General features: G+C 51.8%; 17 protein-coding genes. 10 read left to right on the top strand and 7 right to left on the bottom strand.

The window, feature by feature from the left end:
* Positions 1-8 precede the first annotated feature (8 nt).
* The 3 genes from QWY27_RS08460 to QWY27_RS08450 all read left to right on the top strand — a co-directional run bounded on the left by QWY27_RS08460 (position 9) and on the right by QWY27_RS08450 (position 3,190).
* Positions 9-1,514 carry a class I adenylate-forming enzyme family protein gene (locus tag QWY27_RS08460; protein ID WP_290196665.1) on the top strand — a complete coding sequence of 502 codons (1,506 nt, stop codon included), beginning with the start codon at positions 9-11 and terminating at the stop codon, positions 1,512-1,514.
* Positions 1,515-1,628: 114 nt separating this feature from the next.
* A complete protein-coding gene (locus tag QWY27_RS08455; protein ID WP_290196663.1) occupies positions 1,629-2,357 on the top strand; it encodes an SDR family oxidoreductase in 729 nt (242 codons plus the stop codon).
* Positions 2,354-3,190, top strand: coding sequence for an SDR family NAD(P)-dependent oxidoreductase (locus QWY27_RS08450; RefSeq protein WP_290196661.1), 837 nt, complete (start codon positions 2,354-2,356; stop codon positions 3,188-3,190). Before QWY27_RS08455 ends, QWY27_RS08450 begins: the two co-directional genes overlap by 4 nt.
* Positions 3,191-3,198: 8 nt before the next feature.
* Here the strand turns inward: QWY27_RS08450 and QWY27_RS08445 are convergent, their stop codons facing one another.
* From QWY27_RS08445 to QWY27_RS08430, 4 genes are all read right to left on the bottom strand, one after another.
* Positions 3,199-4,212 (bottom strand): Bug family tripartite tricarboxylate transporter substrate binding protein, encoded by a 1,014-nt coding sequence (locus tag QWY27_RS08445; protein WP_290196659.1) that lies wholly within the window; start codon positions 4,210-4,212, stop codon positions 3,199-3,201.
* A gap of 62 nt (positions 4,213-4,274) precedes the next feature.
* Positions 4,275-5,288 (bottom strand): Bug family tripartite tricarboxylate transporter substrate binding protein, encoded by a 1,014-nt coding sequence (locus QWY27_RS08440; protein ID WP_290196657.1) that lies wholly within the window; start codon positions 5,286-5,288, stop codon positions 4,275-4,277.
* 25 nt (positions 5,289-5,313) lie between these two features.
* On the bottom strand, positions 5,314-6,315 hold the full coding sequence (locus QWY27_RS08435; RefSeq protein WP_290196655.1) for a Bug family tripartite tricarboxylate transporter substrate binding protein: 1,002 nt from the start codon (positions 6,313-6,315) through the stop codon (positions 5,314-5,316).
* A gap of 36 nt (positions 6,316-6,351) precedes the next feature.
* Positions 6,352-6,978: a glutathione S-transferase family protein gene (locus QWY27_RS08430; RefSeq protein ID WP_290196653.1), complete on the bottom strand. Its 627-nt coding sequence runs from the start codon at positions 6,976-6,978 to the stop codon at positions 6,352-6,354.
* A 310-nt stretch (positions 6,979-7,288) separates the two neighbouring features.
* Here QWY27_RS08430 and QWY27_RS08425 point away from each other — a divergent pair, with 310 nt between their 5' ends.
* Positions 7,289-8,266, top strand: a complete 978-nt coding sequence (locus QWY27_RS08425) for a tripartite tricarboxylate transporter substrate binding protein BugD (RefSeq protein WP_290196652.1) — start codon at positions 7,289-7,291, stop codon at positions 8,264-8,266.
* 21 nt (positions 8,267-8,287) lie between these two features.
* Here QWY27_RS08425 and QWY27_RS08420 read toward each other — a convergent pair whose 3' ends face one another.
* Both QWY27_RS08420 and QWY27_RS08415 read right to left on the bottom strand, forming a co-directional pair.
* Positions 8,288-9,682 carry an acyclic terpene utilization AtuA family protein gene (locus tag QWY27_RS08420; protein WP_290196650.1) on the bottom strand — a complete coding sequence of 465 codons (1,395 nt, stop codon included), beginning with the start codon at positions 9,680-9,682 and terminating at the stop codon, positions 8,288-8,290.
* The gene (locus QWY27_RS08415) at positions 9,679-10,044 is read right to left on the bottom strand and encodes an AtuA-related protein (RefSeq protein ID WP_353958769.1); all 366 of its coding nucleotides are present in this window, start codon (positions 10,042-10,044) and stop codon (positions 9,679-9,681) included. The genes QWY27_RS08420 and QWY27_RS08415 overlap by 4 nt, the downstream gene beginning before the upstream one ends.
* Positions 10,045-10,148: 104 nt before the next feature.
* On the opposite strand from QWY27_RS08415, the gene QWY27_RS08410 reads away from it, so the two are divergent.
* Complete coding sequence (locus QWY27_RS08410) at positions 10,149-10,718, top strand: TRAP transporter small permease subunit (RefSeq protein WP_290196648.1); 570 nt, start codon at positions 10,149-10,151, stop codon at positions 10,716-10,718.
* 5 nt (positions 10,719-10,723) lie between these two features.
* Positions 10,724-12,112 carry a TRAP transporter large permease gene (locus QWY27_RS08405; protein ID WP_290196646.1) on the top strand — a complete coding sequence of 463 codons (1,389 nt, stop codon included), beginning with the start codon at positions 10,724-10,726 and terminating at the stop codon, positions 12,110-12,112.
* Between the two features lie 136 nt (positions 12,113-12,248).
* Here QWY27_RS08405 and QWY27_RS08400 read toward each other — a convergent pair whose 3' ends face one another.
* Positions 12,249-13,343, bottom strand: a complete 1,095-nt coding sequence (locus tag QWY27_RS08400) for a TRAP transporter substrate-binding protein (protein ID WP_290196644.1) — start codon at positions 13,341-13,343, stop codon at positions 12,249-12,251.
* A 246-nt stretch (positions 13,344-13,589) separates the two neighbouring features.
* Here QWY27_RS08400 and QWY27_RS08395 point away from each other — a divergent pair, with 246 nt between their 5' ends.
* From QWY27_RS08395 to QWY27_RS08380, 4 genes are all read left to right on the top strand, one after another.
* Positions 13,590-15,428, top strand: coding sequence for a gamma-glutamyltransferase family protein (locus QWY27_RS08395; protein WP_290196642.1), 1,839 nt, complete (start codon positions 13,590-13,592; stop codon positions 15,426-15,428).
* Between the two features lie 76 nt (positions 15,429-15,504).
* A complete protein-coding gene (locus tag QWY27_RS08390; protein ID WP_290196640.1) occupies positions 15,505-16,473 on the top strand; it encodes a Bug family tripartite tricarboxylate transporter substrate binding protein in 969 nt (322 codons plus the stop codon).
* Positions 16,474-16,492: 19 nt separating this feature from the next.
* Positions 16,493-16,957 carry a GAF domain-containing protein gene (locus tag QWY27_RS08385; RefSeq protein ID WP_290196638.1) on the top strand — a complete coding sequence of 155 codons (465 nt, stop codon included), beginning with the start codon at positions 16,493-16,495 and terminating at the stop codon, positions 16,955-16,957.
* On the top strand, positions 16,954-18,135 hold the full coding sequence (locus QWY27_RS08380; RefSeq protein WP_290196634.1) for a hypothetical protein: 1,182 nt from the start codon (positions 16,954-16,956) through the stop codon (positions 18,133-18,135). Before QWY27_RS08385 ends, QWY27_RS08380 begins: the two co-directional genes overlap by 4 nt.

Below are 18,135 nucleotides of genomic sequence, written 5' to 3'. Positions count from 1 at the left end.
ACAATCTGGTGTATCCAATCGATTTTTTCTTTAGAGCAGCAAAACTTTATCCTGACCGTATCGCCCTTCAAAGTCACGCCCGTACCCTGACCTACCAAGCCCTGGCCGCAAAAGTCAACGCTTTGGCTTGTGCGTTACAAGCGATCGACCCACAGCCTCAGACGCGTGTGGCCATTTGTGCAGCCAATACTGTCGACCATGCGACTGCGATCCTTGCAGTCCTTGCCGCGGGCAAAGTATGGGTACCTCTGAATGCACGCAGCACACCAACCGAAATCAAACGCATTACGGATACGATAGAGCCGTCAATCATGATGTCTGACGCGAAAGGGGCGGAGCTGCTGCAAAGCAGTTCTGCCTGCTGGTTGCGACTCGATGACAGCGGGACAGATCCTGCGCTGAGCGTTGAATCCTTGGTGACACGCTATACAGGCCAAATACCCGTAGCAAACTGTGCGGGTGAAAACGCTACGCAAGCGATTAAATTCACAGGCGGCACCACGGGGCTTCCCAAAGGCGTCATGCAGCCTTATCGCGCGTGGACTGCCGGAATCATTAACCAGGTCAGCGGATGGCAGATCACGCAGGACGACTGCTTTGTCGTGACAGCGCCGGTGACGCATGGCACCTCCACCTATCTGTTACCCATGCTGGCCGAAGGCGCCAAACTCCTTTTTCTGGACAAGACAGATCCAGCCTCCGTCATTCAAGCCTTCCGCGAACATGGCGGGACCATGAGCTTCATGCCACCCACCTTGATTTACATGGTGATGGCTCACCCAGGGGTGTCGCGATCTGATTTCCCAAAACTGCGCAATCTGATCTATGGCGGCGCGCCGATGCCCGCTGAAAAAGTCGATCAACTCAGAGCCTTCTTTGGTGACGTTGTTGGCACCACTTACGGACAAACTGAAGCACCACAAATCGTGACGATGATGCGTCCGAGCGGGTTCAAAGACCCTCTCAATCGAGGCTCAGTCGGGCGCTGCACCTGGCTATCCGATATGGCAATCATGGCGCCCGATGGCAAAATTTTGCCCGAAGGCGAGGTCGGTGAAGTCGTGGTGCGCGGACACCTCGTGATGACAGGCTACTGGCGTTTGCCCGAAAAAACCACCGAAACGATTATCGACGGCTGGCTGCATACGGGCGATGTAGGCCTGATCGATAAACGTGGATACCTCTTTCTGAAAGACCGTATCCGTGATGTCATCATCACAGGCGGATTCAATATCTACCCTACCGATGTGGAAAATGTATTGTCACAGCATGAGTCGGTCTATGAATGCGCCGTATTTGGCATGCCGGATGAAAAATGGGGTGAGGCTGTACACGCCGCAGTGCAACTTCATCCAGGTGTGACGTGCGAACCTGAAGCCCTGATTGCGCATATCAAAAACCTGCTTGGCTCTGTGCATGCACCTAAAAAAATTCATTTCTTTGAACAACTGCCCCGGTCTTCTGTGGGCAAAGTGCTCAAGACAGCCATTCGCGACCACCTCGCCGCACGCTGATGGAACATTGCCTTACACTGAATCACCACAACCCTGCGGGTTGTTTCATCTGAAATACCAAGGATGAGACGAATCCCTATATTGGTCATCACCTAGGAACAGGAGGAAAGTTAAATGGCTGAGCGAAGCGTACTCGTCACGGGCGGCAGCGGCGGAATTGGCCGCGCCATCATTCGCCGATGCATCGAAGATGGATATGAAATCATTAACCTCGATCTGCTCGCCCCCAAAACATTACTCAAAGGTGAGACGCATTACCAGATAGACTTAACGGATGCGCAAGCCACCCGGGATATCTTGAAACGTATCACGCGCGATCATCAAGTGCTGCGCGTCATCAATAATGCAGGCTTTATACGTCCCGGCACGCTTGAGAATGCAACACTGGAAGATTTTGATGCGGTCTGCGCACTCAATCTTCGCGCGCCTATGTTGGTAGCCCAAGGCTTACAGCCTTTGATGCAAGCCGCACGCTTTGGCAGGATCATCAACATATCGAGTCGCGCAGCGCTAGGAAAAGAACTGCGTACAGTGTATTCGGCCACCAAAGCAGGCCTACTTGGCATGACGCGCACCTGGGCACTCGAACTCGCTCCCTACGGAGTGACCGTCAATGCGATTGGTCCAGGACCGATCGCAACCGAATTGTTTGTTTCAGGCAACCCACCCGACTCGCCTAAAACGAAGAAAATTCTCGAATCAATTCCAGTCAAGAGAATGGGCGAGCCTGAGGATATCGCCCATGCCGTCGCTTCACTTCTCGACGACCGGGCTGGTTTCATTACCGGTCAAGTACTGTACGTCTGTGGAGGTATGACTGTCGGACTGGGACAGGTCGCATGAGCACTCCCGCATATTCTGCTCTGCCAGCGCAATCTGAGCGCTTATCTGGCCGCGTCGCCCTGATTCTCGGTGCGGGAACCAGTGCGCCTGGTGTGAGTATTGGCAAAGCTAGCTCTATTGCAATGTCTCGCGCAGGTGCCGCAGTCGCTGCACTAGACTTCAATCTAGGCGCCGCGCAAGAGGTGGTTCAAGAAATTCAAGCACTGGGCGGCACAGCTATCGCCTATGAAGCCGATGTTGCAAATTTCGATGCTATGCAAACCGCCATTACACAGGTCATGCAGGACTTCGGACGAATCGATATTTTGCAGATTAATGCCGGGATCGGACGAGTCGGTGGTCCAGAAGAGACCTCACTCGAAGACTGGGATCGTATTCAAAAAGTCAATGTCGAAAGCATTTTGATCGCGGCCAAACTCGTCGCCCCCATCATGGTCAAACAAGGCTTTGGATCGATTATTGGCGTATCTTCAGTTGCCGGCATGCGTTATCTCGGCTATCCGCACTTGGCCTATAGCGTCACCAAAGCTGCCGTCACGCACTTCATCAAAATGCTCGCCCAGCAATACGCGGGCGATGGCATTCGCGCCAACACAATTGTTCCGGGTTTGATTGATACACCACGTATTCAAAAAAATGTGGCGAAAGTATTTGATGCAAACGCCGACATGGACAACACACGTCGTGCACGAGATCGTCAGGTTCCCATGGGTCGCATGGGAACCCCCTGGGAGATCGCCAGTGTCGCGACCTTTCTGGCGAGTGATGAAGCCTCTTACATCACTGGCACAGAAATAGTCGTCGACGGCGGACTCACAGGAAAGTTCGTTTAGCGCTTTGTTTAATTCGACTTCATTGGCGTGCTGTCTACGACCTTCCCCCAACGATCGACCTCAGCCACAATGAAGTCGCTGAGTTCTTTCGGGGTGCTTGTCATCGGCATTGCGCCTTCCTTTTCGAATCGTTGACGCAACTCGGGCGACTTCATTGCCTGAACAATCGCGGCATTGAGTTTGGTCACGATCGCTTCTGGTGTACCTTTTGGCGCGAGCAATGCGTTCCAAGTACTAATGTCGTAGTTGGGCAGACCCGCGGCCTCTGAAATCGTCGGTACGTCGGGCAACTGGCTCGAACGCTGCTTGGTTGTCACGCCAAGGGCAATGAGCTTACCAGACACCACATGGGGCAAGGCGCCCGGCACGGTTGCGAATGTCATTTGCGTCTCTCCAGCTAGCACAGACGTATTAGCGGGGTTACCGCCTTTAAAAGGAATGTGCTCGATCTCGACTTTGGTCGCATCATTAAACACGGCCGCCGCCAAATGGCCGGGCGAACCATTTCCACTCGAAGCGTAGTTCAATTTGCCTGGATTCTTTTTCGCGTAGTCCACCAACTCTTTGATCGACTTGGCAGGCAAATTCGGGTTGACCACGAGCATCAAAGGAATCGATGCCACGAGCGAAATCGGTGCAAAATCCTTGATCGGATCAAAAGTCATCTTGCCGCGATACAAGGCAGGATTGATGCCATGACTCGCCACAGTTGCCATGTAAAGCGTATAGCCGTCGGGTTTGGCCTGCGCAACGAACGCTGCACCGATGTTGCTGGCCGCACCGGGTTTGTTATCGACAATAACTGTTTGACCCAAAATCTTGCCCAGCTGCTCACCGAGCGAGCGAGCCAGAATATCAGTCGTACCACCCGCAGCATAACCAACCACAATCCGGATCGGTGCATTTGGATAGGCTTGCTGTGCCTGCACACCTGTCATGCCGAAAGTCAAGGCAACGGCAGACAGTACGCCCGCAGCCCATTTCGCTGTTTTGATGAAAGGAGTGGTACGACTGTTATTCATGAGTGTCTCCGAAAAAAAATAAACTATACCCAAAATTAGGCAGCGAATGGCGAGTCATCCCATCAGTTTGTTGACAACTTCGCATCCGTTACGATCTTCTTCCAGCGAGGCACATCCACATCCAGAAATTTCGCAAATTGCTCTGGTGTGTCAGGTCTGATGTTGCCGCCCTCTTTGGATAATTCTTCAACAAGCTTGGGATCTTTCAAGATCTTCAGAATCTCTGCATTCAAGCGATTAACAATCGCTGGAGGGGTACCGGCAGGTGCGACAAGTCCATACCAGTTTTCAATTTCAAAACCTGGAATGCCAGCTTCAGCCACTGTTGGTACAGTCGGAAACGCAGGTGATCGTTCGCCCGAAGTCACAGCAAACGCTCGGATTTTTCCACCCTCAACGTGAGGCTTGACAACCGCGAGCGTACTAAAGTACATCTCGATACGACCACCGATCATGTCCGTGATGGCAGCCGATTGTCCTTTGTAAGGCACATGAACAATATTGATCTTTGCTTCCGAGCCAAACATCTCACCCGCTAAATGACCCGCCGTGCCTGAACCAGGTGAGCCATAGCTCAGTGCTCCAGGTTTGGCTGCAGCCATGGCAATCAGCTCTTTCAACGTTTTGGCTTGAAGCGATGCGGGACCCACGATGACGAGCGGCGCTGATACCAAGCGTGTGATCGGAGCAAAACTTTTAATCGGATCGTAATTCAGGTTGGTGCGCAACGCAGGCGCAATCCCCATATTGGCCGCTTGCGCAAAAAGAATGGTGTAGCCATCGGGTTTGGACTGCGCCACATAAGAAGCAGCAATCGAAGATCCCGCTCCCGGCTTGTTTTCGACAATCACGGGTTGATTGACCGCTGCAGAGAGTTTGTCACCCACCGAGCGTGCCATCAAATCTGAGCCACCTCCAGGTGGGAACCCAACCACGATTTTGATGGGCTTATTGGGAAAGTCTTGCGCAACAGAAGTCATCGGCACAACAGCCAGCAAACCGCCGGCTATCAGTGTGGCCATGCCGAGACTCATGTTTACGACCGCACTCAATTGTTTCATTTTTCTTAATTTCATTTCTTGTCTCCTGACGATCTTTACATCAATTTACCTTGATCCCAGCCTTTTCAACGACGGGCTTGTACATCTCCAAATCGCGTTGAATTTCCTGGCCAAACTGCGCAGGCGTGACATTCGAAGCCTCAATACCAGAACCAAGCAGCTTTGCCTTGACTGCAGGATCTTGCAGGACCGCATTGATCTCTTTATTCAACTTCTCGATGATGTTTGCAGGTGTCTTTGCCGGAGCCATGATACCGACCCAGGAATTCAATTCAATACCGGGGATACCCGACTCTTTAAATGTCGGAATGTCGGGATAGGCGGCGGAACGCGTTGCGCTTGGCACGCCCAGAGCAACCAGTTTTCCAGCCTTCAGATGCTGATTGATAGACGCCGCGGAAGCAAACGTCAACGGGATATGACCGGCCAATGCATCGGCCACGGCTGGACCGCCACCCTTATAGGCAACGTGGACAAAATTGGAGTTCGACTGCTGCTTGAGCAACTCACCCGCGAGATGCACGATGCTGGCGTTACCGGAAGTCCCGTAAGACAACCCACCCGGCGTGGCGTTCGCGAGAGCGACCAGCTCTTTCAAATTCTTTGCTTTCACAGCGGGATTAGCGGCCAAAATAATGACTGAGTTACCGATCTTTGCGACAGGCGCAAAATCCTTGATCGTATCAAAGCCGATTTTGGAATACGCATGCGGATTGATCACAAGCGTGCCATCCAGCGCCAGAAAGAGTGTGTAGCCGTCAGCCGGAGATGTCGCCACCATTTGCGCACCAATATTTCCAGAGGCGCCTGGTTTGTTTTCCACGACAACTTGCTGCCCGAGTCGCTTGGATAATCCTTCCGCCAGAATCCGACCGCTTGTATCCGTCACGCCACCAGGCGCAAACGGAACGACTAGCTTGATCGTCTTGCTTGGATAGTTATCAGCCGTTTGCGCGTGGGACAAACTGGCGTTGAGTGAAACGCCTGTCAGCAACAGCACGCTTGCACAAATTTTCTTGAGATTGAATCCATTCATTTTCATTGTTGTCTCCTTTGAACTTGAAACCGCCAAAAATAATTATTTCAATGCCACGGCAAAACCGCGCTGCACGGCTGGACGCGCCATCATGACCTCGTACCAACGTTTCACATTTGGAAAGTCAGCCAAGTCGACCTGATGACGGGGGTGCCTCCATACCCAACCCAATATTGCAAAATCAGCAATGGAGATCTCGCCCGCAAAAAAAGCGTGCTCAGCCAGTCTGCGGTCCATCACACCATACAAACGGCGCGTTTCATTCATGAACCGCTGGACGCCGTAGCGCTTGTCGTCCTCATTGGCCAAACCTAGAAAATGATGAACTTGGCCAGGGATTGGTCCAAAACCCGCCATCTGAAACATCAGCCATTCAAGCACCGCAACCCGAGCCGCACCTTTTGCTGGAAGAAACTTACCGGTTTTCTCTGCCAGGTAGATCAGAATCGCGCCAGACTCAAAAACACTGATGGGTTTGCCATCCGGGCCATCCGGATCAATGATCGCCGGGATTTTGTTATTTGGACTGATTTTCAGGAAATCAGGCTTGAACTGTTCATCCTTGCCAATATCGACTGGTGTGACCGTATAGGGCAGGCCCATTTCTTCGAGTGCCACGGAAATCTTGCGTCCGTTCGGTGTATCGAATGAAAAAAACTGGATCGTCATAGGAATAGTCTCTGTTTTTGTGAATGATTTTTTCGTTAACGACTGACTATACCCATTCTCTGCTCTTAAAGACACAAATCATCTCTGAGGCACCCCTATTCGAAGAGGCGTACGCCAAAGCCCTTACTTTTTATGTTCTTACCTGAACCTAAAACGTTCATTCGTTATAATTTTTCGCGATTTAGTGCCACCTGATCTAGGTTTTAGATACTAATTCTGTATTTTTTCTGTCGTTATTTCTGTCGTTATAAAAATTATTCAGCTCGCTAACAATAATTTCCCTATTCCATTAGTTGATTTCGGAGCCACGATGAAAACGTTTTCACTCACCCTTGGTGCCTTGTTGTCTGTTGTGGCGTTTTCAGCTTCAGCACAAAGCGCAGACAACTACCCCTCCAAACCCATCAATATGGTAGTGCCCTTCGCCGCTGGCGGCCCCACAGACAACGTCGCCCGCTCACTGGCTGAAGCCATGCGTCCTACCTTGAAGCAAAACGTGATCGTCGAGAACAAAGCGGGTGCGGGCGGCACAGTCGGCAGTTCCTATGTGTCACGAGCCAATCCTGACGGTTATACGGTTCTTCTGATGCACGTGGGATTTACCACTGCCCCCTCTCTCTACAAAAAACCAAACTACCACCCGATTGAAGGCTTTGAGCCAATTGGTTTGGTAGTAGATGTTCCCATGACAATCGTGGGTCGCTCTGATTTCCCGGCCAACAACATCAAAGAGTTGGTGGAATACGTCAAGAAAAACAAAGACAAGGTCTCTTTGGCCAATGCGGGTATTGGTGCAGCTTCCCATCTGTGCGGAGTCATGTTTGCCAACGGCGTGGGCGTTGATCTGCTGACTGTTCCCTACAAAGGCACAGGTCCAGCGATGAATGATCTGGTTGGCAAGCAAGTGGATTTGCTGTGTGACCAAACGACCAACACAACACAACAAATCAAAGCCAATACGATTAAAGCCTACGCTGTGACAAGCAAGGAACGCGTCGCGACCCTGCCTGATTTACCAACCATGGATGAGTCTGGCTTTAAAGACTTCCAGGTCGGCATCTGGCACGGTATGTGGGTACCCAAAAATACACCCGCACCCGTTCGCGCAAAGCTTCTAGAAGCTTTGCAAGCCGGTCTGGCCGATCCAAAGTTCCAGGAACGCATGGCTGGCCTCGGTGCGCAAGTTCTGACCAAAGAAGCCAACCCCGCTGCCTTGGACGCCAAAGTTAAACAGCAAGTCCCCCAGTGGGCCGATCTGTTCAAGAAAGCAGGTGTCGAGCCCCAGTAACGCGGTCTGCGCACTGAAAGGTCAGGCGTCCGGTACAGGACTTTCTTGACGCCGGCCTGTCAGATCCTTCACAACGAGTGTCGCGGGAATCAGCTCCCGCGGCACGAGTGCTGAACACAAACCCACCACGGGCCTCACCCGTGAACCTGGCGAACTCGTCGCCCATTTCCCAGTCCCGGACGCACCATTGACGGCTAACGGATCAACCTCCCTGCGCAACTTGTCTGCCTCAGCCCGCGTTTTTGTTTTCAATGCCAAACGCAAAACAACCTCGTAAGGCTCAACTTCTGGCTTTGGAGAGGACTCGCGATGGACGGCATTCATACCTACGAAGTCCATACGCAGCTCTTGCGCAACTAAATTGACGCGCTTGAAACGCTCTCTCAGGATATCTTTGGTGAGCTCAGCGCGCGCAAGCGCACCAGGCCCCGCAAACAGCACCATCTCCTCGGTCATAAAACCCTCATTCAAACCCACTAGGGCTTTGAGGGTTGGTGTTCTGGGCAAACCCGCTTCATGAATGAAGACCTCGACCTCGTCTTTCGCGATCTGCTTAAAACTCACTTTAGTTAAATCAGCAATAACATCAGGGCAAAAGTATCGGCTCGGATCTTGCACTTCGTAGATGAGTTGCTCCTTGCAAGTTTGCTCTGAAACAACGCCACCCGTTCCCGGTAATTTACTGATGATGACCCGATCTTCAGTCACCTCGACGATCGGATTACCGACGTCATGAAGATTCGGGACATCCTTGTAACCAGGGTCTGCAAAATAACCACCGCTAATCTGCGTGCCACACTCGAGGAGGTGCCCAATGATCATCCCTTTAGCCATCAAGTGATGGTCGTTGAAATCCCAATTGAACTCATAGGCCAACGGCCCGAGGTAGACGCACGCATCAGCGACTCGGGTGGTAATCACTACATCCGCTCCCTGTTTCAAAGCCTCAACGATGCCTCGGGCGCCCAGATAGACTTCAGCCGACACAATATCCTCACGGCGCTGTGCGATTGGCGCCCCCGTTTCAATAAAGTTCAGCCCCATATCGGCGATACGATCAGCAATGATCCCGCCACAGACTGCGGCAACCTTCAGGTTCGTGATGCCTTTGCGCTTGGCGATCTCCAGCACCTTGTCAATCGCAGCCTCAGGATCCAGCCAGCCCTGATTGGTGATGATCTTGATCCCTTTTTCTTTACAGTCTCGCAGAATGGGTTCCATTCTAGGCTCAAGATACGGGTCATAAGGCAAGGTCCGGGCATCCTCCATCCTTTGCACCTGTGCGGCGCTCATGGTGACCTCTGACATCGAATCAAAGCAAAGGTAATCAACCTTGCCATCCCGCACCAACTGGCTAGCCGGTTCAAAACGGTCTCGCGCCCAACCCGTCGCGGAGCCTAAGCGAATCTTCTTCATGCGGCGACTCCTTTTTTGACTTGTACGGATCGTTCGACAAAATCATCTGGAACCTCAATTTCCATGGTGAGCATCAATGATGAAAGCGCCTTGCCAGACTCCTCGAAAGCCAAAGTACGGGAGCGTCCCCCTTCGAGAACATCCTCAAGCACAAAATTCATTCCACCGATCAAAGGCACCAAATAACGCGTGATCTGCCCCTTGGTGATGGGTCCGTACAGCTTTTTGACAGCCTCGACAGTCACAAGCTTTACAAGTAGCGGGTAGTCTTCTTGCCGATAAGCAATTACAGACACATTCGAGTGATTACCCTTCTCGCCCGATCTGGAATGCGCGATTTCACGCAAAGTAATACGTTTCATTCTGTCTCATCCCTTACTCAAACCTAGGGCAAACCCGCGAAAGTGCGGTCTATACATGCCACTGCATTAAAATTGCCGGTTTGAAAGTCCAATTGGAGAACCGCATGCTAAACATCCTAGCGGCGATTATGCGATCAATTAATGGTCTTAACAAGGTCATCGGCAACGTATTTGCCTGGTGCGCTGTGGCCATTGTGTTGGTCTGCTTTGCAGTGGTTGTGGAGCGGTATATTTTTTCTTCAACCAGATTATGGATGCAAGATTTATATGTATGGCTCAACGGCGTGATGTTTACTGCCGTGGCGGGCTTTGCCCTGTTTCGCGAGGACCATGTGCGGGTGGATATTTTTTATCGACCCTCTGCCCCTCGAAAAAAAGCAATCGCTGACTTGATCGGCGTTTGTTTGTTTTTATTTCCCTTCATGTATGCGATTTATGACATCGGATTGCCTTATGTGCAACGGTCATGGCGCCTGATGGAAAACTCCGCCAACGTCGGTGGTATGCCCGGACTCTATGTGCTGAAAAGCTTTATTCTCGTGTTTGTGACGCTTGTCACCTTGCAAGGAATCGCGATGGTGATCCGATCTGTTTTAGTACTCGCCAAGCGGGACGAGCTCATACCCGAAGACTTCCGTTACCCCACAATCGCGCATGCGACAGGTAAGGAGTGATGGACATGGATCACGTTCTGATTGGTGAAATTCTTGCTGGACTGATGTTCTTTGGCGTGATTGGCATGCTCATGCTGGGCTTTCCAGTGGCTTTTTCACTTGCCGGCACCTCATTGATTTTTGGGGCGATCGGCTACTACCTTGAGGTCTTTGACTTCTCGAACTTGGCCTCACTCGCCGGACGCTACATTGGCTTCATGACTAATGAGGTCCTTGTAGCCGTTCCCCTATTTGTCTTTATGGGTGTGATGCTGGAGCGCTCCAAGATCGCCGAGGAATTGTTGCTCACGATGGGCAAACTCTTTGGTAATGTTCGTGGCGGCCTGGGGATCTCCGTGATTTTGGTAGGCGCCCTGCTCGCCGCTTCAACGGGCGTGGTGGGTGCAACAGTCGTCACCATGGGTCTGATCTCTTTACCCGCCATGCTCAGAGCGGGCTATGACCCCAAGCTGGCCAGTGGTGTGATCTGTGCCTCAGGCACTCTCGGACAGATTATCCCCCCCTCCACCGTGCTGATCTTCATGGCCGATATGCTTGCGGGCATCAACTCACAAGTGCAGATGGCTAAAGGCAATTTCGCACCCACCCCCGTATCCGTGGGTGATTTATTCGCGGGGGCCTTCATTCCCGGCATGATGCTTGTACTGTTGTATTTGGGGTGGATGATTTTCAAAGCCATTTTCGACCCGAAATCATGTCCGGCTACACCCTTCAGTGACGAGGAGAAAAAAGGCATTTTCAAAGAGGTCATCACTGCAATGGTGCCTCCGCTGCTGCTCATCATCGCGGTGCTCGGTTCAATCTTGGCGGGCATCGCCACACCGACCGAAGCCGCGTCTGTTGGCGCAGTCGGCGCGACAGTCCTCGCTGCCCTAAGGTGGCGCTTGTCCCTAAAGGTATTGCGCGAAGCAGCCATATCGACTGCCACCATCACCTCGATGATCTTCATCATTTTGTTTGGTGCGTCCGTGTTCTCGATCGTTTTCCGTCAAATGGGCGGAGACAATCTGGTGCACGAGTTCCTCTCGGGACTGCCTGGCGGTGCGATCGGTGCCATGATCGTCGTGATGATCATCATGTTTGTCCTTGGTTTTATCTTGGACACCTTTGAGATTATTTTCATCGTCATACCGATTACCGCGCCAATCTTGCTGATGCTGGGGCTTGATCCTATTTGGTTAGGTGTGATGGTGGGTGTGAACTTGCAAACCAGCTTTCTCACACCTCCTTTTGGCTTTTCCCTCTTTTATCTAAGGGGCGTCGCACCAAATAGTGTGTCGACAGGTATGATTTACAAAGGCGTCATCCCCTTTGTGTTTCTTCAGGTCTTTGCCTTGGCACTCCTGTTTATCTTCCCGGAGCTTGTGACTTGGTTACCGAAATTTCTTTACTAGGTAACTTGACGATGTGAAATGACAAACGGAAAAAAAGCCCGGAGATCTCATCAAGATTTCCGGGCTTTTAACTTTAGAGCTTTGCTATGTCTTTCAGGACCTCTGTTTGCGAAAGGCCCTGAAAACTCTCGTCTCTTTAAACTTTGAAATACTTGGTACGGGCAGCAATGAACTGGGCATCCGTGCCTTCAGTCTTGGTACGCACAATATTCAAAGCTTTAACATAACTTTCTGCCGTTTTCTTGGTCAAGGCGTCACCCTTGTCACGAATCGAAGCAAACAATTCTGCCGAGGCTTTAGCAGCGGCTTCGACCACGCTATCAGGGAACTGAGGGATGGCTTTGACGCCATGATCCTTGACCAGGACCTGCAGAGCACGTGGATCGTTGGCAGCAAAGTCCGAGGCAACCTGATCATACTCAGCCTGGCAGACATCGCGCACGAGATCCTGCAAGTTCTTAGGCAGTGCCTGATATTTCTTTTTATTCACCACCAGTTCAGTCGCCAAGCCTGGCTCGATAAAGCTGGAGGTGTAATAAATCTTGCGAGCTTTGTAGAAACCAAGTGCCAAATCGTTATAGGGACCGACGAACTCAGCTGCATCCAAAGCACCTGATTGCAAAGCCTGGAAAATCTCGCCAGCAGCCATGTTGGTCACTGAAGCGCCCAGCTTGCCCCACACCTGACCACCCAGACCAGGCGTGCGGAAACGCAGGCCCTTGATGTCATCCAGGCTCTGGATTTCCTTGGGGAACCAACCGCCAGCTTGCGTGCCTGTGTCGCCAGACAAAAAGCCCTGGAGACCGAACTGGTCATAGACTTCGTCCCAAATTTGCTGACCACCCAGGTAACGCACCCATGCTGCGAGTTCGCGGCTGGTCATACCAAAGGGCACACCCGTAAAGAAAGAGAGGCCGACACTTTTGTTTTGCCAGTAATACGCGGCACCGTGAGACATCTCGGCACCACCATCAATCACGGCATCAATAGACTGAAGCGCGGGGACCAACTCTCCGGCGGAGAAGACCTGCACAGTCAACTGACCAGCGGAAGCTGCGGTAATACGATCCGCCAGACGCTGCGCACCCACACCCATTCCGGGGAAGTTTTTGGGCCATGTCGTGACCATGCGCCACGTAATCTTGCGTTGCGCAATAGCTGGCGCAGCAACTGTTGAAAGTCCGGCGGCGCCGGCAATACCTGCTTTAGAAATAAACGATCTACGGTCCATGGCGCAATCTCCGTCGGCCCAAAATTTAAAAGGAATAATGATACAGACGTGATTATATTGCGCCCAGTTAAACCAAAACCTAGGAAAACCCTAGGTTCTGACCGAAAAATACCGTTTGCCTCTTTACAGTACGCCATTCGCTACAAAAAATGCCAGACTCTATACTTGAGACGATATCGATTGCGCCTCAAGGCCAGCCCAAGCGGTTAGTCTACTTCCAACATTTAATTTTCATACCTCAGCCAGATGGACTCATTCACTACTCGCCCGGAAATTGTCGGCACCTTCGGTGTGGTTTCCTCCACGCACTGGCTAGCCTCTCAAACTGCCATGTCCATCCTGGAGCGAGGCGGCAATGCCTTTGATGCCGCTGTCGCGGGCGGCTTTGTTTTACAGGTCGTCGAACCCCATCTAAACGGGCCGGGCGGTGAGGTGCCCCTCATGCTGTGGAGTGAAAAAGAGCAGCGTATGCGCGTAATCTGTGGACAAGGTTGCGCTCCCGCTCTTGCCACACCTGAATACTTTCAGCAAAAAGGACTTGAGCTCATTCCCGGAATTGGTCTTCTACCCGCAACTGTTCCAGGGGCTTGGAGCGCATGGCTCACGATGTTGCGCGATTACGGGACGATGACGCTCGATGAGGTCCTGACTCCAGCCATCTCCTATGCTGAAAAAGGCTTTCCGCTTGTCCCGCGTGTGGTGCAAGCCATCATGGCCGTGCAAGACTTATTCCGTGCGGAATGGCATAGTTCGCGCGATGTCTGGTTGCCTCATGACAGCGTGCCCGCACCGGGGGCCTTGTTTCAATCAAACGGATTGGCCAAGACCTACCGAAAAATCCTCGCACAAGCAAAAGAAAAAGGTGGAAGCGATCGTCTCAAACAAATCGAAGCCGCACATGACATCTGGTACAAAGGTTTTGTTGCCCGCGCCATTGATGATTACTACACCCATGCGGAAATAAGAGACACTACCGGCCAACGCAATAAAGGCTTGCTACGTTACGATGACCTCGCAAACTGGCAAGCAACCTACGACGAGCCCATCACGGTCGACTTTGGACGCTACACCGTTGCCAAGTGCGGTCCATGGTCTCAAGGTGCGACGTTCTTGCAGCAACTGACTATTCTGCGCAACGCTGAATTGCACAAACACGCGCCGGATTCCTTCGAGTTTGTGCATCACGTCGCGGAAGCCGCCAAACTTGCGCTCGCTGACCGTATGGTATGGCTGGGTGATCCGGATTTTGTGGACGTTCCACTTGCAGCGATGTTAAGCACAGATTATGGCAAGCAACGTTTCGCACAAATCGCCGCGCAGGCATCCAACTCTCTGCGCCCGGGTCAGCCAGAGGGTCGCTCACCCGCAATGCCTGACCTGGCACTTGGCGAACGGATTCTGGCCATCTCGGATACACGCTACGGCATTGGCGAGCCTACTTTTGCGGCGTTACCACCCGTGCGCGAGTGGGCGGATAAAGAAATTTTTGTGGGCGATACCTGCCATTTAAGCGTGATCGATCAACAAGGCAATATGGTTTCATCCACGCCCTCGGGCGGCTGGCTGTCTTCGAGTCCGGTGATTCCTGAACTTGGTTTTTCGATTAACACCCGCCTGCAAATGACCTGGCTCGATAACGGGCTCGCCAGTCAGCTTCAGCCTCGTAAGCGACCCACCACCACGCTATCGCCTTCGATGGCCTTGCGCGATGGCAAGCCTTACATGGCTTTTGGCACGCCAGGTGGCGATCAACAGGATCAGTGGACGCTCATTTTCTTTTTACGCCACGCTCTGTATGGCATGAATTTGCAGGAAGCAATCGAAGCGCCCTCTTGGCATCTTGATCATTACCCTTCTTCTTTCTGGCCGCGTACGACGACACTGAATCGAATCACGCTTGAGTCCCGCATGCCTGAAGCAACCCTTGAGCAGCTCAGACAGGCCGGGCATGAGGTGAAGGTCGGCCCAGCATGGTCAGAAGGAAGGATTTCTGCTTGCACACGTGAACAAGGTCCAAATGGTCAATTCATTTTACGCGCCGGTGCAAACCCGCGTGGCATGCAAGGCTATGCAGTTGGGCGTTAAGATTCATTACATTTCAATTCATTATTAGTTGTAATAAGCATTATTTTTATCAAACAATTTAAAGACGGAGTTCTGAATGAATAAATCTTTGACACGCCTGCTATTGGCAAGCGCGCTTTCCGTTGCCACACTTGCTCCCGCGCAGGCTGCATGGCCAGAAAAAACTGTGTCGGTTGTCGTGCCCTGGGCACCTGGCGGCTCGACTGATATTTTGGCGCGCATGTTGTCAGAGAATCTCTCACGCACACTCGGTCAGAGTTTCATCGTGGAAAATAAGCCCGGTGCCTCTGGCAACATTGGTTCCAACACCGTTGCCAAAGCAAAACCTGATGGCTACACCTTGCTGGTGGGCTCAATGAGCACGCATGCAATGAATGGCGCCCTCTTTTCAAAAATGCCTTTTCATCCTGTGGATGACTTCACACCCATTGCACTGATCGCGCTCGTCACCAACACCATGGTGACGAATTCGTCTGTACCGGCCAAGACAGTCAAGGATCTGATCGCCTATGCCAAGGCCAATCCCGGCAAACTCAACTATGCCTCTGCGGGTGTTGGCTCCACCAACCACATCAGCGCCGCGATGTTTGAAAAAGCAGCGGGCATCACAATGAACCACGTACCTTACAAAGGTGGTGCTCCAGCGGTCCTTGACACGGTGTCCGGTCAAACGCAGGTTCTCTTTAGCGCCGGCACACAGACTTTGCCTCATGTCAAAACGGGTAAGCTCAATCTCATTGCCGTAACAGAAGACAAGCGTGCGGAGTTGCTGCCAGATACACCCACCGTGTCAGAAACATTACCAGGCTATGAAATGGTCGTCTGGTATGGCGTGTTTGGTCCTAAAAATCTGCCTGCCGACATCACAGCCAAGCTCAACGCAGAAATCAATAAGACTCTCGCTCAGCCAGCCGTGATTGAAAAAATGAGAGGCATCGGCGTCGAAGTTGTTCAATCCACACCAGAGGGTTTCGCAAAAACTCTCAAGGCCGATACGGATCGCTACACCAAGCTGATTAAAGAGCTCAATATTTCAGCTGAATAATTAAAGTAAGAGGCCAAGCTTGAAAGACGCACTCAATAAGAAAGTGCAACAGCTCTGCCATGGCGTCGATGAGATCGCCATGGCACTTCTTGAAAGAGAGTTGTTAACGATCAATCTCTTTCATCCAGAGCAGATGGAGCTCGAGAGATTATTCAGCTCTAACCCCCAAGCCTATCCGACTGGTGGCCGAAAGCAAAAGCGAGGTACCGCTTGGGGACAACATGTCCTCATCGACCAAAAAGTATTCGTGGGAGAAGGGATCGACGCGATTCGCCAGTCCTTTGACGACCATGAGACCATCACCCGCCTGGGTTTGCAGTCAATCATCAACATTCCCATTACCAGCGATACACACTGCTTGGGAACGCTCAATATTCTGATGAAACACCCGAAGATAAGAACCGAGCATATTGACACGGCTCGGCAACTCGGTACGCTGTTACGCACCGGACTATTAGATCTGCATTGCAATACGCCAAAATGAAAGATCCACAACAACGTTCCCACACCGCCCCGCTCGATTTCATCATCGTCAGAAATGATCTGCCGATCCGCTGGCAACGCAAAATTGGCTTGGCGCCTGAGAATGGTCTAGGGGTGGCAAGACGGGCTCTGTTTTTCGCAATGTTCACTTGGCTCCCGATCATTGTCTGGGCCGCTCTGGAAAGCAGACTCCTGGATCGTGCGACCGGAGAGCCTTTGCTTGCCCATTACGGTGTTCATGTGCGTTGTTTAGTCGCCATTCCTCTGCTCATCTTGGCCGAGGGCATGGCGCTGAGAATTGTGCGCACAATCGTTTCACAATTCATCGAAAACGGTTTGATCATTGATAGTCAGCGAGAGCGTTTTGCGCAGATCATTCAAGATACGATGCGCCTACGTGACGAGAGCTTTCCCTGGGTCATTGTCTTTGCGCTCACTCTGCTTTGGTTAATCGGTGTACCCAACAGCATTCATGAGCATGAACTTTCATGGGCGACTCTCGATGCAGGCATCGGCTTTGGCGGTTGGTGGTTCTTATATATTGTCAGACCCGTATTCACGATTCTTCTGCTCGGCTGGTTATGGCGTATCGGTCTATTATTCCGTCTCTTCCATCAAATTTCCAAACTCGATCTCGCTCTAGTTCCCGCACATCCGGACGGAATGGGTGGTTTGGGTTTTTTGCAAAAACTTCCCAAGGCTTTTGTTCTGGTCACGCTGGCGATGTCGGCAGTTCTCGCCTCTCGATGGATCCATGATTCGCTGTTTCATCAGATCGCACTCGATACGCTCAAACTGCCTTTGCTCTCTTTCGCCGTGCTTTGGGGACTGACTGTATTAGCCCCGCTTTTTGTGTTTTCGGGAAAGATGATTTCAACTCGCAAAAAAGCCATGCGTGAGTACAGCGCGCTCTTATCCGAGCATGGCCGGCTTGTCCATAAAAAATGGATCCTGGGTGAAAAGATTGGTGAACGCGACATTCTCGATTCGCCAGAACTCGGTCCTTCGGCGGATATCGAAACAATCTACACAGCCGTCAAAAACATGCGCGTGGTTCCGATCGGAAAGAGCTGTATTGTTCCGATTCTCGTACCGATCGCACTCCCGATGATTATTGTGGCTGCGACTCAGATCCCGTTGCTGACGATTTTGACGACTCTTTTTAAAGCGCTTGTTTAA

Source organism: Zwartia vadi, from assembly GCF_030410375.1.
GTDB classification, from domain to species: Bacteria; Pseudomonadota; Gammaproteobacteria; order Burkholderiales; family Burkholderiaceae_B; genus Zwartia; species Zwartia vadi.
This window is presented reverse-complemented; position numbering and strand designations above follow the sequence as displayed.

Coding starts and splice junctions, on each gene's coding strand:
- QWY27_RS08400 (WP_290196644.1), bottom strand. CDS start 13,343: ATGGACCGTAGATCGTTTATTTCTAAAGCAGGTATTGCCGGCGCCGCC.
- QWY27_RS08425 (WP_290196652.1), top strand. CDS start 7,289: ATGAAAACGTTTTCACTCACCCTTGGTGCCTTGTTGTCTGTTGTGGCG.
- QWY27_RS08450 (WP_290196661.1), top strand. CDS start 2,354: ATGAGCACTCCCGCATATTCTGCTCTGCCAGCGCAATCTGAGCGCTTA.
- QWY27_RS08420 (WP_290196650.1), bottom strand. CDS start 9,682: ATGAAGAAGATTCGCTTAGGCTCCGCGACGGGTTGGGCGCGAGACCGT.
- QWY27_RS08430 (WP_290196653.1), bottom strand. CDS start 6,978: ATGACGATCCAGTTTTTTTCATTCGATACACCGAACGGACGCAAGATT.
- QWY27_RS08440 (WP_290196657.1), bottom strand. CDS start 5,288: ATGAAATTAAGAAAAATGAAACAATTGAGTGCGGTCGTAAACATGAGT.
- QWY27_RS08455 (WP_290196663.1), top strand. CDS start 1,629: ATGGCTGAGCGAAGCGTACTCGTCACGGGCGGCAGCGGCGGAATTGGC.
- QWY27_RS08405 (WP_290196646.1), top strand. CDS start 10,724: ATGGATCACGTTCTGATTGGTGAAATTCTTGCTGGACTGATGTTCTTT.
- QWY27_RS08395 (WP_290196642.1), top strand. CDS start 13,590: ATGGACTCATTCACTACTCGCCCGGAAATTGTCGGCACCTTCGGTGTG.
- QWY27_RS08445 (WP_290196659.1), bottom strand. CDS start 4,212: ATGAATAACAGTCGTACCACTCCTTTCATCAAAACAGCGAAATGGGCT.
- QWY27_RS08435 (WP_290196655.1), bottom strand. CDS start 6,315: ATGAAAATGAATGGATTCAATCTCAAGAAAATTTGTGCAAGCGTGCTG.
- QWY27_RS08410 (WP_290196648.1), top strand. CDS start 10,149: ATGCTAAACATCCTAGCGGCGATTATGCGATCAATTAATGGTCTTAAC.
- QWY27_RS08390 (WP_290196640.1), top strand. CDS start 15,505: ATGAATAAATCTTTGACACGCCTGCTATTGGCAAGCGCGCTTTCCGTT.
- QWY27_RS08415 (WP_353958769.1), bottom strand. CDS start 10,044: ATGAAACGTATTACTTTGCGTGAAATCGCGCATTCCAGATCGGGCGAG.
- QWY27_RS08380 (WP_290196634.1), top strand. CDS start 16,954: ATGAAAGATCCACAACAACGTTCCCACACCGCCCCGCTCGATTTCATC.